The organism is Collinsella sp. UBA1693 (assembly GCF_002320115.1).
Taxonomy (GTDB): Bacteria; Actinomycetota; Coriobacteriia; order Coriobacteriales; family Coriobacteriaceae; genus Collinsella; species Collinsella tanakaei.
Map to the genome: position 1 here is coordinate 338,447 of NZ_DCJT01000010.1, position 15,882 is coordinate 354,328.

The window sequence follows — 15,882 nt, forward strand, 5'->3', positions numbered from 1 at the left end:
GTCCGAGGGGCGGCGGGGCCTTTTCTTCCTGTCTAAATCAAAAGCTAGGAAATCTTTTGCACTTCAACAGGCGCTCTCATCTCGTCATATTTCACGTCCCAATTAGTGGATGCCACAAGGACTTGATCCCCCTCCTCGATACCCTGATCGGATACTACGCTCGGGTCGACTTCGATAGTGAGCGCGGTCGCCGCAGGGTGGCCCATCACGGTCTCGGTTGCGGCAAGCTGGAGTGCAGCTTCAACTGTGTTGCCGCTGTTGAGCTGGAAATCGCTCTTAGTCGCGAGAACCGTTGCGGAAACGACAATCGTCGCGCCCTCGGCGTCCTCCTCGAATGCGACCTGGTTGTCGTCGACATCGTCAAGCTCCCAATCCGTCTCCTTACCGTCAGAACCGATGACGATAACGCGACCAGATGCGAGATCCGCGTATTTTGAAAGATCGACCGAAGGTACCGCGCTCTCTGATGTACCGGATGCACCGCAGCCCGTTAAAGTGACGGACGCCGTGAGGACACAGACAACAAGCGCTGCAAACATTCGAATTGTTTTCATTGTCACACCCACTTCAGTTGTCGAACGCCACGAGATAAAGTGTACCTGAACGTTCGATATTCGGTAATTGCGCTCGGCTTATTCAGCCTTCCGTCTTTAGACCGAGAAGATGTATCGATCGCCATCACATGTGCGCGCTCGAAACTTGCCTACTCGCCTGTATCCGCGAGATAGGACTCGTCAATGCCGACCATCGCCTCGCGCAGCTGCACGGCCGCATGGAGCTGCCAAGCGATGTAGTCACCCCACATCTCGGGCTTTCTCTTGACGTCGCAGTTCTCGCGGTAGAAGCGAATGCCGCACGACTTCTTTGCGTCGTAGGGCTCGCCCTTCGCGCCGAGCAGCTGCTCGAGTTCCTGCTGGTGGTCGAACACCACTTTGCCGAAGTCCTTGTCGTTCGATATGCAGACCTCGACGCCTATGCGGCGCTTCTGCACGACGGCGAGCAGGCACAGGTGGTACCTCGACGAGCCGACGTTGACGTCCGACCAGTGCTGGGCGTGCGCCTTCTGCGGCCGCATGATCTTGGAAAAGCCCGGGTCGGAGAGCGCGGCCTCGCGGTACGCCTGCCAATAGCCGAGCTGGGCGGCCTGCGTTTCGCTGAGCCCGTCCTTCGCCTTCTCGGCGCGCGCCCACTCGTTCGGCGACTCGACCACGTTGAACCTTGGTGCCATCGGGGAGTCGCCGATGCGCCATACCTCGATCTCGACGAGGAAGAAGGAGCACTCGTCGTCGGTGTGCTCGTTCAGCCACTCGATGGCCTTCCGATGCTCGTCTCGGGCGCGGGCGACGACCCAGATGACCACGTCAGCACCCTTGCCCGCAGCGTAGGTGATGATTTTGCCGAGGTGGTCGTGGTTTGTGTCCTCGAGCTGGTTCTCGATGACGACGCGGCGGTCGGAGCCCGTCTCCTTCGCGAAAATGTCGACGGCGAACGACCCCACGGCGCTTTCCGTGTCCACGAGCTCGAGGTCAATCGAGCAGGCATCCCCGAGCTGCGCGAGGTTTTCCTCTTCGGCGAGCCACTTTGTGAAGTTCAGCGCCTCGTGCGGCCACACCTCGCGGACGGGCACCGGCTCGATCTTCCCGAGTTTCACCTGCGGCATCTGCATCAACTCCCTCGACGTTTATTGGAGACATTATCTCACGTCGCGTAGAAACACGCATTTGCGCAGCGCTTATATCATGCGAGGGCTTTGCAGGCATGCAGAAAGCCCGCGCGCCCCCGGCACTAGCACCGGTGAGCACGCGGGCTTAATCGCGCTGTCAGCGGTCTTGAGCGGCCTCAGAGGCTAGAAATCAGGCTCGTCGTAGTCCGTGGTCGACGGCGTGGTGTCGACCTCGTCGATGTCGATGCCCCAGCGCTCCGCGAACGACACGCGCTGCGCCTGCACCTGCTGGGCGTTGGCGCGGGCCTTGCCCGTGCTCGACTTTGGCCCGCGCATCTCGTCGAACACGCCCATGAGCTCGTCGTCGAGCGATGCGGGCTTCGCATCCTCGACGCGCTGCCATTCGTCGTGGTCGCCATCGTCGAAGATCTGGGCGAGCGCCGGGTTGTTCGCGAACGCGCCTGCGCTGCTGATGTGGATGCCCCACTGATACGCCGCCTTCGCGAAGGTCTCGCCGATGCCTCGCACGAGGTCGGAGCGCGAGGACTGGAACTGCCGCGCCGCCTTGCCGAGGAAGCGGTGGACGTCCTTTGCGAGCTGCTGCGCGGACTTGCGCAGCGTGCGCTTCGCATCCGCCCACCAGTCCTCGACCTCGGCGTCGTGCCTGCGGCTCGCGTCCACGACGGCGCGGGCCTCGGATACGGCCTGCTCAGCCTCGCGCTCGCGCTCGTCAGCCGCGGCTTCGCGCTTCGTGACGTCCGCCTCGCGACCTGCGACCAGAGCTTCGCGGAACAGATAGCCCGGAACGAACTCACCGATGATGATGCGACCATCGGCAGGGCCTTGGCCGACTTTGTATTTTGTGCGGATGCGGCGCAGGAGCCTATCCGCCGCTTCGGCGCACGAATCCGGGTCGGTGAGGTTGGCGCGCCCGACATCACTCACGGGAAGCGCGATTATCGTCTTCTTGCCGTGCTTGTCGAGGGCGGGGAAATAGCCGCTCTCGCGCGCGGCCGCGTCGCGCTCGGCGTCGGTCTTGAACTGCGCCTGCTCGTCCAGAAGCACGCGTCGGTCGGCATCCAGCTGCACCCTATCGTCCTCGAGCTGCGCGCGGTCGCTGTCCAGCTGCTCGCGGTCGCTCTCGAGTGCCGCTTGGTCGTCGGCGAGCGCCGCCTGCTCCTTCGCGAGCTTCGCCTGACCGCTTTCGAGTTCGGCCTGCTCGGCCTTCTTCTTGCGCTCCCAGCGCGCCTGCCGCGCGTACTTGTTCGCCGAGCGCCCGGCTTCCGGGAACACCTCGCCCTGCTTCTCGCGCTCGTGCTTCTCAGCGCTGGAGACGTGCGGCTCCACCGACCAGCCGGTCGCCTCGAGATCGTTCTCGTCGGTGGGCTCGCGCCAACCGCGCTCGGCCATCTCGCCGGCGAACATCTTGTGCAGCAACTGCAGGCGGCCTGCCTTCATGACGTTGCCCGTGCGGTAGAGACAGCCGTCGTTCTCGCCGTCATAGCGGTCGATGAAGTTCTGCGCGCCCTTCTCGCCGAGATACTTCACGAGCAGCTCGCGGTCGGGAATGAGGTCGGGCATGCGCCCGAGCCCGTGCCAATGCAGGCCGTCGTCGCCGAGCTCGTCGTCGCGCGTGAGGCCGCGCTCCTCGATCGCACCCTCGTCGACGTGCTTCGCGTACGCATCGAGCGGGCGGCAGAGCCATTTCTCGATGACCTCGCGCGAGTCGTCGACGAACTTTCGCCGCAGCCATGCCGGCCACTGCGCGACCGCCTCCTCGTCGGGCGTGACGACGATGCCGAGCCCGATGGTCGTCGAGATGGGCGGGCGGCGCGGCGAGCCGTCCTTCTTCGGCTTGTGCGCCTTGCCGTACTCGATGGCATAGTCCTCGAACTGCTCGAGCAACCAGTTCGAGAGCGCCCCGCCCGAGTTACCGCAGCCCTCGGGGAAGAAATACTCGTTACGCGATGAACGCGAGCGGTCGAGGTTCTCGGAGAGCGACGCGCGCTCCTCGCCGAACTCCATGCACGCTTTGTCGTGGGGCATCGAGGTGCTCGTGGACTTCCCGGTCATGTTCAGTTTCGACGTGGACACGCCGCAGCCGAACGAAGGCATTCCGATCACTCCTTCCGTCAATGGACGTAGAACAGATATGTCCGGGCATCGGCCCGTGATGGTGTGAGCTTCGCGGGCATCGGCCCGCGTGTGGTGTGAGTGCTTGCGCGCATGAGCACGCGTGAGATGTGGCGCACGGCTCGCAGAGCTTCCCGTGCTCTCCGCGGGCACGAGCCCGCGCTGTGTAGTGAAGCGCTCGCGTGCATCCGCGCGCTCGCTCGTGCGCATATCGCGCATGATGTAAAGCCCGCGCCGTCACATCCGTGCCGACGCGTCCGGGCAAAAGCCCGATGGATGAAAGCATGCACGCCTCACAACGGCTCGACGTGCTCTCGCAGACAATGGTCTGCGGAAGGAAAAGCGCCCGCGAGCATCGGCTCGCGTGCAGGCGTCAAAAGACGCCGACGTTTGCCCGGAAAAATTCCGGGACAAACTATAAGGTAGTGCCCGTAGGGTTTTCTACGGTCGCCTGCGGCGACCTCCGTAAACCCGACGGGCCTGCTCTCGGGGAGCTGCGCTCCCCGCCGCAGGGGCACCCCCTCGGCCGGCGACGATGCGCCGTCCCGAAAGCCGCTCGCACCGATGTGCTCACGGCTCCGTGCTGAGGTGCGCGTCTGGTTGCTCGCTTGATAGCTCGCAACGTCGACGGCACACCTCAGCACATGCGCGGCCTCGCGTGCACTCACGCCCCACTGACGGGGGACTGCCGTGCTCGCTCGCCGCGCTGCGCGTACGCGCCGCATGCGAGACAGATGCCCGCACGCCGGCGCTTACGCGCCCGAGCCCTCGCGACGGATGCGCTCGAGCTCGGAGCGCAGGCGCTCGTTCTCCGCACGCACGCGCGCGGATTCGAGCGCCTGCTCGAGAGCGTCGCGGTTGCCGCGAAGATTTTTCATACGGCGGCGATGATCCGCCTTCTCCTTTTCAATCTTCGCCTCGGCATCCTTGAAGCTCTTCTCGAGCTTCGCGACGCTCTCCTCGGCCGCTTCGAGCCGCGTCTTTTCGACGCCGTCTTCCGCGCCCGGGGCAGACTTGTCCGCGCCCTCGTCGGCACTCACGGCCGCCTCGTTCGCGGTCACGTCCGCCGTGCCCTCGCGCACATCGGCAGCAGGCATCGCGGCCCGCTGCTCGGTGCTCTCGATCATCTGCTCGCTCATCGTTCACCAACTCCTTAACGTTGTTTGCTGTTACTCTTCGCTCGTCGCGTGCGCAGCCTTCGCCGCACGCTTGAGGTCGTCCACCGTGGGACGCACTCGTGCATCCACGCGCACGCGGCGCTCACGCGCGCCGACGGGCGTATATCGACGGCCCCGCTCGCGGACGCGCCGTTGCGCGGAGCCGGGGGTGGGCACTAAAGCTGCGACATGACCGAGATCACCGTATCGTCGCCAATAAGCTCCACCACAGGCTTGGTGCCGCGAGCTTTGTCATAGTCGTCGGTAATCCATTTCGACATGAAGCTGAAAGCCTCAACGACACCGTCTGCGCCTATCTCCGTCACGATGTCGCGCAGTTGCGCACGCAGAGCAGCCTTGGCAACCTCACACGCGCGAATGGCCCCCTCGATATGCGAAAAGTAATACCGACAGAACGCATTAAGGGTTTCGCGGGGGCAACAATCCTCGGCGAGAATCACCTTATGGTCGCGGAAGTCAATGCAGGTGCGCTCAAGCTGCTGCTGCGCGGTGTCATAGTCGACAAACGCACGATGAAGCCGCGCCCTTGCCTCTTCGGACATGCCGCCGGAGTAGAGTGCATTCATAACGAACGCGCTGGTGTAATCGAGCCGGGGCGAGAGCTGCTCCGCAACAGCCTCGTACTCGGCCTCAGTGGGCTGCTGGGTGGTGGTGGGGTTAGCGGTCATGATGAAACTCCAATCGTTCGTTGATGGTGGTTAGAGGCCCGCGCACCACGCGGGGCGCGCGGGCTGGTTCGTGCAGGGTGAGCGCTAGGGCGCGCTCGGGGCGGGGTCGGGGCGGCTACCGATCAGCGGCAGCTTCTCGCCGTCGACATCGACAGAGCCCGCCTCAACGAACGGCTCGCCGTAGACAGACCACTCGTCGCGTGGCAGCACCTCGCGGCAGACGGTCGCGCCCTCAGGCCCGCCGTCGTAGACCACGTAGCCGCAGGACTCGTCGATATGGCGCTTCGCCGCGGTGCAGAACCGGTCGTAACGTTCGTCGGACGAGAGCTGGGGTTCGGGAGCGGGCGGCGCAGGTGCCCACGTGAACCCGCTGGACGCGGCGGGATGCAGTCCACGAGCCGGTTTGGACGCCCTAGAGCCTGCTGGCGGCTCGTTCGCAGGGGCGGGCTCACCGGTGGACGCGGGAGCCTCACCCGCACCGTCAGCGGACACTGACTGGGCGTCGGCTGTCTGAGCTGCGGGTTTATCGCTCGTAGGCGCATCCGTCGATGCGGAAGTCGAGGTCGGAGCGGTGCCATCGTCATCGTCAGGCTCGTTGTCAGGCTCATAGACCCACGCAACGGCGTAGACCTCGGAGACGCAGTTGCTGGACAGGCGCTCGACCTCGCGATAGCTGCCGTCGCGAGACGCTTCCTTACCGTGCCAATGAAGCAGAGTTTGCGGCGTCGTCGGCCCGTTACGCCACACGCGGCAGATGGTAGTCGGGCGGTCGCTCTCGAACCACGCCTCAGGACGCATGGGTCGGTACAGGCGGCCGTCCACGCGACGGAGCTTGAAGAGCCTCACATCCTCGTAAGCCTCGAGATATGCCGCGTAATCGGCGCGGTCCTTCTCGCTCCATGAGTCGAGAACCTGCTGGTCGTGGGCGGCGCGGGTGTCGGACGGATGCTTTCCGGCCTGCTCCTGCTCCCAGGCCTCCTGCTTCCAGACGACGCCGCGGATGTTGTCCGCGTAACGGCCCTCGTAGGCATAGTTGAAGAGCTCATGCAGGCGTTGGGGAATGCTCGACCGGAACGCCTCCACGTCCGAGAACTCGCCGTAGGGGTGCGTGCCTGTGATCGAGCGGAGGGCGTCGAACACGTCGTCGGGGTAATAGCGGTTCTTCAGCCTGAACTGGGCGTCCTTGCCGGACGGCTCCTTCGGGAGCACGAGGCCGTACTCGGGCAGGAGGCGGTCGAGATCGCGCTTGAACTTGGTATCGAAGTTGCCAAGGCGGCTGTTCTTTGCGTAAGTGGACATGTACGCCTGCGCTGTGAGATAGAGCAGCCGCTTCGGGATGCACTCTGTGCGCTCGAACAGGTCGGGCAGGATGGCGTTCAGCACCATGCGGGCGGGGTCGACCTCGTCGAGGGCGCTTTCCTGCGCGGCGTCCATGAGCGGGTTCGGCGCGAAGTGACGCCACGAGGGGTACGCCTCGTCGGCGTGCCACGCGAACCACGTCACGACCTCGGGGGTGGCCATCCAGTCGACCACGTCGTCGATCTTCTGATCATCGGGAATGGGGTCGCCGGCGGGGACGATCTTCGTACGGCGCGTCATGTCCGCGTCGTACGACGCGAAGCGCGGAATGTCATTGAACGGTTGAATCGACGGCACGCACAGGGCGTCGCTCTTGATCGACTTATCGTATTTGCGCTTCAGGACGACCGCTTTACCTGCGGAAATGACCTTGTAGCGGAGGTACGCCTTGCCGCGGACGTCACCGTCGGCGGGGTTGTCATCCGGGTAGTTGATGACCTTGCCGATCACCGTGAGCAGCGTCTCATCCTCGTCGTACTCGCAGACGGACACGTTCGAGACGTTGTCCTCGCCGCCGACGAGCGACACGATCTCGCAGCGCAGCGTCGACTTGCCGGAGCCGCCGCGCCCGATGGGGAAGAGGTTCGCCTGCGGCTTCGCGTAGGGGGTCATGATGTACTTGTGGGTCTGGTCGAGGCAATCCCACATGAGGTCGGGGTGCTCGCGGTTCCAGCCCTCGGCGAACTGCTCAGGCGACCACGTGACCGTCTCGCCTGCGTGGTTCTTGCCGGTGAACTCGATGTGGTCGGGGATGTCGGGGCGCGCATGGCCGGTGCCGTCGTCCACGAGCATGTAGTTCGGGAACGCCGGGAGCGCCCAGTCGTCGGGCGTGACCTCGCGGATCTCCTTCGTCCGGCTGTTGAACACCAGCGTGCCCTGCGACACGACCTTCTCGTCCAGGTCGACCTCGTGGCTGTCGCGCGCCTTGAACTTGAACACCGACGGGGCGGCGCAGCGCATCGCCGCGCGGAACTTACGCTCGTAGCCCTCATCAGCAATCGGGTTCACCATGAGGCAGAGCTCGCGGATGATGCCGCTGACCTCCTTGCCGCCTGTGGGATCCTCGATGGGCACGTAGTGCCTGCCGGAGCCGGGGCGGAACCAGCTCAGCACGCCGTCGATGCACTTGATGGGAGCGATGTCGCGATAGGCGCGAACCACCAGCTCGGCGGCGTAATCGACGGGAATCTCGTCGCGGAACTTGACGCGCGCCGTGGGGTTGTCCTTAGACGTGCGCTGTAGATTCCACATCTCGTCGCGCATGAGCTCGAGAGCGAGCTCGAAGTTCACCAGCTCGAGGAGGTCGGGCGTCTCGCCGTCATCCTGCATCGGCACGCCGAAGCGGTCGATGAGCTCGAGCGTCAAGCGGTGCAGGCGCTTGTACGCGTCCGCGCGGTGACGCACCTCGGGTTCAACGGAGTAACCGAACCGTGACCCGGGAATCTCGATTTCGTCCGTAACCCAGTCTTCGAGCTTACGGCTGGGGCCCCACGGGCCGCGAGCCTTACGCTCGGCCGCCTCGCGGGCCTTGGCGTTCTTCCCAGCCTCTTCGGCGAGGTCGGTAAGGCGCTGGTATTCGGCGAGGGCGTCCTCGGAGACTGCTCCGATGGCTTTCGCGGCGGACGGACAATCCTTTTTCGTGAAGTTGTAATTCAGGAGGTACTGGTAGGTCTGCAGTCCATGCACGACATCTTTGCGCTGCGCATCTGCGACCTTGTCGCCTGCGCGCGTCTCGAGGTCTTGCAGCTCCTGCTCCGCCTCGTTGTGGGCGCGATTGAGCATGTCGCCCTCGTGACGGAACAGCTCGCGCAGAGCATCGTAACTCCTGACTTGGACGTAGTCGCGCCACTCCAATTTGCAAAAACAAGCGTCTGAGATAATCTCGTCGAACCCCTCGGGGGCCGGATTGACCTTCGGCATAAACGGGAAAACCATGAGCGTGACCGTCCATGGGAACGCGGTGTCGCTGTGAACCGAAAGCGCGCCGGACTGGGACTCGACCTCGCGCTTCCACGCCGCATCGAACTCGTCGGGGTCGAGACCGACGCGCTTCCACGCGAAGCGCGCGCACTCGCGGTTGACGTCGATGAGCGGCACACCGTCGCGCCGGAGCTTCTCGACGCGGTTGACGTGGGCATTGTTCGCCCACACGCGGCGCACGCGAGCTTTATCCGTTTCGCCGAGCAGCGCGAACATCGCCTGCTCGTTAGCCTCGAGGTCGGCAAACGACGACTTGAACTGCACGAACGGCTTGATGTCGACGACGCCGTCCTCGTCGGTCAGGCACGCGAGCTGCTGCTCGGGCGTGAGACCCGACTCGTCCGCTGCCACAGACGTGTGCGCTGCGTGTTCATCGCCATTAGTTTCGATTATGACTTCACGCGAATCATTAGTCGTGGTAATATCACTAATAGATTCGTTGTTGGGTGCCGTCCCCGATACGCTGGCAGGCGTGGGGGGCGGCTTCCTGCTTTTTAGGCACCTAACTCACCGCCCCTCCCTACGCCGAAAGCAGCTCGACGAGCTGCTTTTTTTGTTCGGCGGAGAACACCGGGGCGAGCTGCGCCACGCGATGCGCGAGGACTTCATAGGCGCTCGCGACGTTGAGGACCTTGCGCTCGGCGAGCTTCAGCTTGATGTCCTCTTCTGCGAGCATCGTACCGTTGCCGAGGTTGATCGAGCGCACGGAGCCCTCCTGCGCCCAGCGGTGCAGGGTGGAGCGGGAGCCGTAACCGAGACGATGAGCCTCCGTCTCCGAGATGTACGTGAGCTGGCCGTCGGGCACGCGCTCAGGTACGGCGATGGGTTCACACATGAAAAAACCTCCTCGAGAACCCGGATTCGCTATGCGAATCTCCAACAGGTTCTCGGGAGGCGACCATCCCGAGCTATGACGCGGCGTTGTTATTCGCACCCGCGCCCGGATGCGCTGTACCGAATCGCTACTGAGGCGATCTCAGACCGCCCGATGACTCCTCATCCGAGTCCGCGCTCATGCGCGACTCCGCTTCGGCCGACGTCGTTATGATGTATCGCGCTACCGCTGCCTACGTCGGACAGCCGCGCGACACGATGCCGCGTACTGATAGTGTATGTCATTCCCGATTGTTCGCCAAGCCTAATTCGGCAAAAATAAGTTCAAAATCAGAGTGTACGAGTGTATCATCATCGTATCGGCGCAGGTACAGCCGGTTGAAGGGCATTTTCTCTCCCGCCAGTTTCCCAGCGACTTACCGCTTGGCGTGTGATGTAGAGCCGCGAGGCGAGTTCCTCTTGGGTGAGACCGCGTTCGCGGCGCAGTTGGGCAAGGGCGTCTTTGAGCAAGATCATGGCGATTCTCCTTTAGGTGGGCATTGGGTTTAAGGCCCGTTTCTTTCTCGCGATTATCTCGTGCCGCATGTGGCCCGTCGAGCAACGCTTTGTTGCGCTATCCCTTTTTACGGGTCGCGATCGCCCCGGCGATGGCTGCGATGAGGATGAAGGGCGCGATGCGGACGAAAATCCACTCGAAGCCGTGGAGCATGGTGCCCGCGATCGCGTATTCGGGGTTGGTGAAATTCCAGTCGAGATATGATTCCCCAATCATTCCAAGCGCCAGGAGGATAAGGGCTACGGCGACGGCGAGCGATATGCACAGCGTGTTCAAGGCTCGGCGCTTTAATTCCTGAGCCCGCGCAAACTGCGCGTTGAGCACTTCGAGTTTTTCGGAGAGGGCTTGCAGGCTGTCCGGCTCAGAAGCGATGACCGTCTTGCCTAAAAGGGTGCTTACAGGCGTATCGAGCACCTCGCCCAGGGAAAGGAGCATCTCCGCGTCGGGCACCGAGAGACCGCGTTCCCATTTGGATACGGTCTGCCTCACCACGCTCAGCTTGATTGCGAGCTCCTCTTGGGACAAGCCCTTCTGTTTCCTGAGTTCGCGGATGTTCTCGTTTAACATGGGGAGCCCTTTCTCTCGCTGGGACTTACGATACCGCAATATTGCTCATGGCACGTCCGTTGCCGCAAGCAACGGTTTGTAACAGCGGGCCGTAGCGGTGCGATTGCGTGAGGGCGTGTGCTGATGAGGGCGTAGCTTGCGAAAGCGGGAAAGGGTGGGCGTTTTCGATTTGGGGTCCGTTTTGTCATCATTGCGAGTGAGCAAAGATGAGCCCTTCGGTTTCTTCGGCGCTTGCCTCATAATGACGGTATAGCTGAAAAACGGCACCAGGCTCGCGTAGCCCGGCGCCGCCTAGAAACCCGCGGATGGCGTGCAGGGGCGCCGAAAAAGCGGGTATACTAGTAGCGACTTGGGAGGCGTACGCCCTCCTGGAGTAGAAGCAGTGGGGTGAAACCCGCACGAACAGCCGCTCCGGCACAGGGCGGCTGTTTCCTTATATGGCGAGTTTCACCCCTATATCGCTAGCGAGCGATAAGGAAGAGCAGCACGATCGATAGAACGAGCACTGATGCCGCAATGAGCGGCGCGGTGATTTTCGCCATGGGAACCCTCCTAACCCCCTGCAAGGACTCGGAGGGCACCGCCCATGTCGCTGCCTCTGTTATAGCGCAATACGCGAACGTGTGTTCTATAGTTTTATTAAAAGGGGATAGTTTTCTCAGCGACTAACGGCATGGCTTTCGCACCGTGTTCCCACTGCGAGGATTTTCCGTAATAAGGGGAGCAAATTCCCGCTCATCGTCCGCTCAAGCAATCTACCTGCGGAATGCAACCGCTGGGTGCCTGTAAGTTGCGTAAAATGAAGCCTCAAGTTGGTGGTTCTCGACGCGTGGCTACCGTAGTATGTAAGTCGCCGGCAGGAATACGCCAAACGCTTGGGACGCCGCGCCCGCTCCAAAGCGGGCCGCAAGTCGCGTCCCGGGCAAACGAGAGGACCCACCATGAGTTTTCGCGACAATCTCCAGCATCTGCGCGCCACGCGCAACATGACGCAAGAGCAGCTTGCCATGCTTCTTGGCGTGTCACGCCAGTCCGTCACCAAGTGGGAGGCGGAGAAGTCCTATCCAGAGATGGACAAGCTCACATGCCTCTGAACAGGGAAAAGAATCCAAATATAAATTGAGCGCCGGAGTGCTTGCCCTTGATCGGGGGCTCGTTTGCACTCGCGGCGCTTTGCAGACATATGGTTGCTGGCGATTTAACTCTTGTCGTTTTTTGGCGCGTCTTCCTTTTTTGGCAGGCGCCCCGCGCGCTTGAGGGCGTCGCGCAAGATCCACTCCACCTGGCCGTTGGCGCTGCGCATTTCATCGTCAGCCCAGCGTTGCACCGCCTCCCAGATGGCGGGGTCTATGCGAAGGGGGTATTGCTTGCGTGCCATGTAAGCTGCCTCGTGAACTCGTGTTGTGTCTTATGTGACCTTACCAGAGATGCCGGCGCCCCCACTGGGAGAGCTCCGGCATTACATGTGATATTGATTAGTAGAGTGAGCCGGCGTTGAGAACGGGGTGCGCCTCGGATTCGCCGCAGAGAACCACCATGAGGTTGCTTGCCATCTGCGCCTTGCGCTCCTCGTCCAGCTCGATGGTGCCGCCGGCTGCCATCTCCTTGACGGCCATATCGACCATGGAGACCGCGCCTTCCACGATCTTCTTGCGTGCGGCGATGACGGCTTCCGCCTGCTGGCGGCGCAGCATCGCCTGGGCGATCTCGGGTGAGTAGGCAAGGTGGGTGAGGCGCGCGTCGTCCACGGTTACGCCGGCGGGGGCCAAGCGCTGGGACAGCTCGTGCTTCAGGGCGGTGGAGACCTCTTCCACGTTGGCGCGCAGGGTGATGGCGTCCATGGAATCGGAATTCTCCTCGGCATGGTCGTAGGCGTAGATGCTCGCCACATGGCGCAGCGCGGTCTCCGCCTGCATGGCTACGTAGCTTTGGTAATCGTCCACGTCAAAGAGCGCCTTGGCGGTATCGGCTACATGCCACACCACCACGTTGGCGATCTCGATGGGGTTGCCCATCTTGTCGTTGACCTTGAGGCGCTCGCCGTTCAGGGTGCGCACGCGGGTGGAGATGGTGGTGGGGTTGCCCTTGGCGGCCTTCTGAGCTGCGGCCTTGGCGGCTTTGGAGTCGCTCATCTCGAGTTCCAGCATCTCGCCGATACCCGCACTGCCGCCCATGCTCCTGCTGTAGAAGGGGTTTGCCCAGAAGAAGCCCTCGTCGCGGACGGTGCCAACGTATTTACCAAAGAGGATGCATACGCGCGCTTGGCCGGGTTGCAGAGAGAAAAAGCCGCTCAACGGGATAAACCACAGCAAGAAGGCAAAGATGCTGACCCCTAGCCCCCAACCGTAGACGGCGGGCGTGTCGATGCCCTCCGGCGTGCCGGCCATGCCCGCGACGCTCCAGATGAACAGGCCAACAATTACTGCAAGCAGCACGGCGACTATGGCGAGCATGCCGTATCCGCTCTTGGCCTTGATTTTCTTTTCCACGCTCATCGAAGTTCCTCCTCGACTCATTCGCCCGCGTTTGCGTGACGGCCCGGGCGCCGTCCTGTTGTTCCGTGGGGGAGGACGACCCCCAATACGAAGCTTTCCGTGCGCTTCGTTGGTCTCATTGTGATATCACATTGAAACCAAGTCAAGAGAGCAATTCCTCAAGAATGCGTAAAGTGTTCTGTAGTGAACACATTATGGGGATGAAGAACGGATCTGCTTGCCGCTATCTAAATGTCATAAAGTTGGTAGCAGCATTTGGCGTCCGCAAGGGCAGCGCTCTTAATTCGAAAGGAGCGATGTCCTATGGTCGATATCGTGATCGAATTACTGGAACTCGCATGTGCGGTTCTAAACGCTTTGACGGCTTTCTTTGAATTGCTGCAGCAGCGAAAAACGATTGAGAAGCGGCGCGCGAAAAGAGTGAGGATGAAAATGCCACGGCGATAGCGTCATGGCATAAAAGTGGGGCTTCGGCGTTGCAGCGCCTAGGCCCCTAATCCTAACAACCTGAGCGCTGCCGATCGAGAGAGCGGACGCCAGATGTTGCTTTTATAATAGCACCTTTGCTGAATCTTGAATGTGTGTGTTGTGGGTATTGCAACGTGGTTTTTACCGGTTTTTACCCGTGGGCGGTAACCGGGGCTTCACGTCGCCGCTGGCGTGAATGTGCTTCCTTGACCGCGCGTTATCGACCCTGTTATGCTCGTTCAAGCGCCCGCTCGTAGTGAAACCGAGCCCCATGCGAGGGCGTTCCTTCTCATAGATTGGCAACCATGCGCTTCTAAGACATTTCAACATCGCCGGATGCACCGGTAAAAAGTCCGCTTCGCCGCGCCCCGCGCGCGAAGGCGCTCGCCATGTTGGCGGGACGCGGCTTGAAATGTCACAAGGAGATATGCATGCAGCTGTCGCTTCAATCCATTACGTATACCTATCCTTCGTCCGCGGAGCCTATCCTTCGCGACGTCAGCGTTGTCTTTCCCCAGGGCTGGACGGGCCTTTTGGGGGATAACGGATGCGGAAAAACGACGCTAGCCAAAATCGCGTGCGGACAGCTGAAGCCGCAAGCTGGATTGGTGACCGGCCCTTCTGTTTCTTTGCTGTGCTCTCAGGAGACGGCTCTTGCGCCTGAAAACCTCTATGATTTTGCTGCTGCATACGATCGAGAAGCGCGTGACCTGCGCTGCGAACTCGCCCTAGAGGACGATATGCCCTGGCGTTACGATGAGCTTTCATGCGGGGAGCAGAAAAAGCTTCAGATCGCCTGCGCGCTGTGGGCTAAGCCTGACGTGCTGGTCTTGGACGAGCCTACCAACCATATCGACGCCGCCGCGCGATCTTGCCTTATGACGGTGCTGCGCCACTTTGACGGCATAGGCATCGTGGTGAGTCATGACCGCGAGTTATTGGATGGCCTGGTAGACCGGTGTGCGTCATTCGAGGCGGGTGCCGTGCGGGTGCGGCCAGGCGGCTTTACGCGGGCGAGCGGCCAGCGCGATCTTGAGAGAACGGCATCGATGCGCGAAAGGCGCCGCGCCAAGGAGCAGCTTGATCGACTTGTGGTCGAGAAGGATAAGCGTGCCCATGAAGCCGCTCGGGCGGACGCGCGCATGTCAAAGCGGCATATCGATCAAAAGGACAGGAGCGCCAAGGCGAAAATCGACCTCGCGCGCTTCAGCGGGCAAGACGGAAAACGGGGTCGGCTCTCCTCTCAGTTGGAGGGACGCCTTGATGCCGCACGCGAACGGCTGGCGCACGCCCGGGTCGAAAAGCGCTACGACGGCGACTTGTGGCTCGACGTGGCCCCGGCGCCGCGACGCGTGCTGATACGTTCCGGCGCGCGCGATATTCCGTGCGGGCCCGGTGTGCTGCACCTCCCCGACCTCTATGTGGGCAATACGGACCACATCGCCATCACGGGCCCCAACGGGGCGGGAAAGTCGACGCTTCTAGAACATCTTCGTCCACATGTTCCGGATGACATCGCTTGGCTGGATATTCCGCAGGAGTTGGACGAGGGGCTCGCGCGCAGCGTGGTCGAGCGCGTGAGGGCCTTATCTTCCGGAGAGCGCGGCAGGGTGCTCAGCGTGGTGGCGCAGCTCAATTCTGATCCGGCTCGCATACTGGAGGGATGCACAACCAGCCCGGGGGAGATGCGAAAGCTGCTGTTGGCGCTGGGGGTTTTGTCGTCGCCCGCCCTCATAGTGATGGACGAGCCGACCAACCATTTGGACCTTCATTCGGTCGAGGCGCTAGAGCGGGCTCTTGCAGGATACCCGGGAGCGCTGCTGCTGGTATCGCATGACGAGCGGTTTTTAAATGCGTGCACATCGGTCAGGTGGAACATATTGGATGGTAGGGTTCAAAAGTATGAATAGGATAGACACTTTATTGTATGAAAGCGCGAGATAAAACCTACGTAGATGATGGAGTTAGCCACATCTAAATT

General features: G+C 62.0%; 14 protein-coding genes. 3 read left to right on the forward strand and 11 right to left on the reverse strand.

Features of this window, described 5'->3' with window-relative positions:
* Positions 1-44: 44 nt before the first annotated feature.
* From B3H65_RS05930 to B3H65_RS05970, 9 genes are all read right to left on the reverse strand, one after another.
* Complete coding sequence (locus B3H65_RS05930) at positions 45-554, reverse strand: hypothetical protein (RefSeq protein ID WP_286684512.1); 510 nt, start codon at positions 552-554, stop codon at positions 45-47.
* 149 nt (positions 555-703) lie between these two features.
* Entirely contained in the window at positions 704-1,666 is a 963-nt protein-coding gene (locus B3H65_RS05935) for a DUF4268 domain-containing protein (RefSeq protein WP_286684513.1), read from the reverse strand.
* Between the two features lie 180 nt (positions 1,667-1,846).
* Positions 1,847-3,778 carry a hypothetical protein gene (locus B3H65_RS05940; protein WP_286684514.1) on the reverse strand — a complete coding sequence of 644 codons (1,932 nt, stop codon included), beginning with the start codon at positions 3,776-3,778 and terminating at the stop codon, positions 1,847-1,849.
* Between the two features lie 770 nt (positions 3,779-4,548).
* The gene (locus B3H65_RS05945; RefSeq protein WP_286684515.1) at positions 4,549-4,935 is read right to left on the reverse strand and encodes a hypothetical protein; all 387 of its coding nucleotides are present in this window, start codon (positions 4,933-4,935) and stop codon (positions 4,549-4,551) included.
* A gap of 194 nt (positions 4,936-5,129) precedes the next feature.
* Entirely contained in the window at positions 5,130-5,642 is a 513-nt protein-coding gene (locus tag B3H65_RS05950) for a hypothetical protein (protein WP_286684516.1), read from the reverse strand.
* Between the two features lie 84 nt (positions 5,643-5,726).
* Positions 5,727-9,332 carry a hypothetical protein gene (locus B3H65_RS05955; RefSeq protein ID WP_286684517.1) on the reverse strand — a complete coding sequence of 1,202 codons (3,606 nt, stop codon included), beginning with the start codon at positions 9,330-9,332 and terminating at the stop codon, positions 5,727-5,729.
* A gap of 169 nt (positions 9,333-9,501) precedes the next feature.
* A complete protein-coding gene (locus tag B3H65_RS05960; RefSeq protein WP_286684518.1) occupies positions 9,502-9,816 on the reverse strand; it encodes a hypothetical protein in 315 nt (104 codons plus the stop codon).
* Between the two features lie 350 nt (positions 9,817-10,166).
* The gene (locus tag B3H65_RS05965; RefSeq protein WP_286684519.1) at positions 10,167-10,331 is read right to left on the reverse strand and encodes a helix-turn-helix transcriptional regulator; all 165 of its coding nucleotides are present in this window, start codon (positions 10,329-10,331) and stop codon (positions 10,167-10,169) included.
* A 97-nt stretch (positions 10,332-10,428) separates the two neighbouring features.
* Positions 10,429-10,938 (reverse strand): helix-turn-helix domain-containing protein, encoded by a 510-nt coding sequence (locus B3H65_RS05970; RefSeq protein ID WP_286684520.1) that lies wholly within the window; start codon positions 10,936-10,938, stop codon positions 10,429-10,431.
* A 941-nt stretch (positions 10,939-11,879) separates the two neighbouring features.
* Here B3H65_RS05970 and B3H65_RS05975 point away from each other — a divergent pair.
* Positions 11,880-12,032 carry a helix-turn-helix transcriptional regulator gene (locus B3H65_RS05975; protein ID WP_286684521.1) on the forward strand — a complete coding sequence of 51 codons (153 nt, stop codon included), beginning with the start codon at positions 11,880-11,882 and terminating at the stop codon, positions 12,030-12,032.
* A 104-nt stretch (positions 12,033-12,136) separates the two neighbouring features.
* Here B3H65_RS05975 and B3H65_RS05980 read toward each other — a convergent pair whose 3' ends face one another.
* A complete protein-coding gene (locus B3H65_RS05980; protein WP_009140869.1) occupies positions 12,137-12,316 on the reverse strand; it encodes a hypothetical protein in 180 nt (59 codons plus the stop codon).
* 97 nt (positions 12,317-12,413) lie between these two features.
* Positions 12,414-13,433 (reverse strand): SPFH domain-containing protein, encoded by a 1,020-nt coding sequence (locus tag B3H65_RS05985; protein ID WP_117679261.1) that lies wholly within the window; start codon positions 13,431-13,433, stop codon positions 12,414-12,416.
* A 303-nt stretch (positions 13,434-13,736) separates the two neighbouring features.
* Between B3H65_RS05985 and B3H65_RS05990 the strand changes: the two genes are divergently transcribed.
* Complete coding sequence (locus B3H65_RS05990) at positions 13,737-13,880, forward strand: hypothetical protein (protein ID WP_286684522.1); 144 nt, start codon at positions 13,737-13,739, stop codon at positions 13,878-13,880.
* Positions 13,881-14,332: 452 nt separating this feature from the next.
* Complete coding sequence (locus B3H65_RS05995) at positions 14,333-15,811, forward strand: ATP-binding cassette domain-containing protein (protein ID WP_286684523.1); 1,479 nt, start codon at positions 14,333-14,335, stop codon at positions 15,809-15,811.
* The last annotated feature ends 71 nt before the right edge of the window (positions 15,812-15,882 follow it).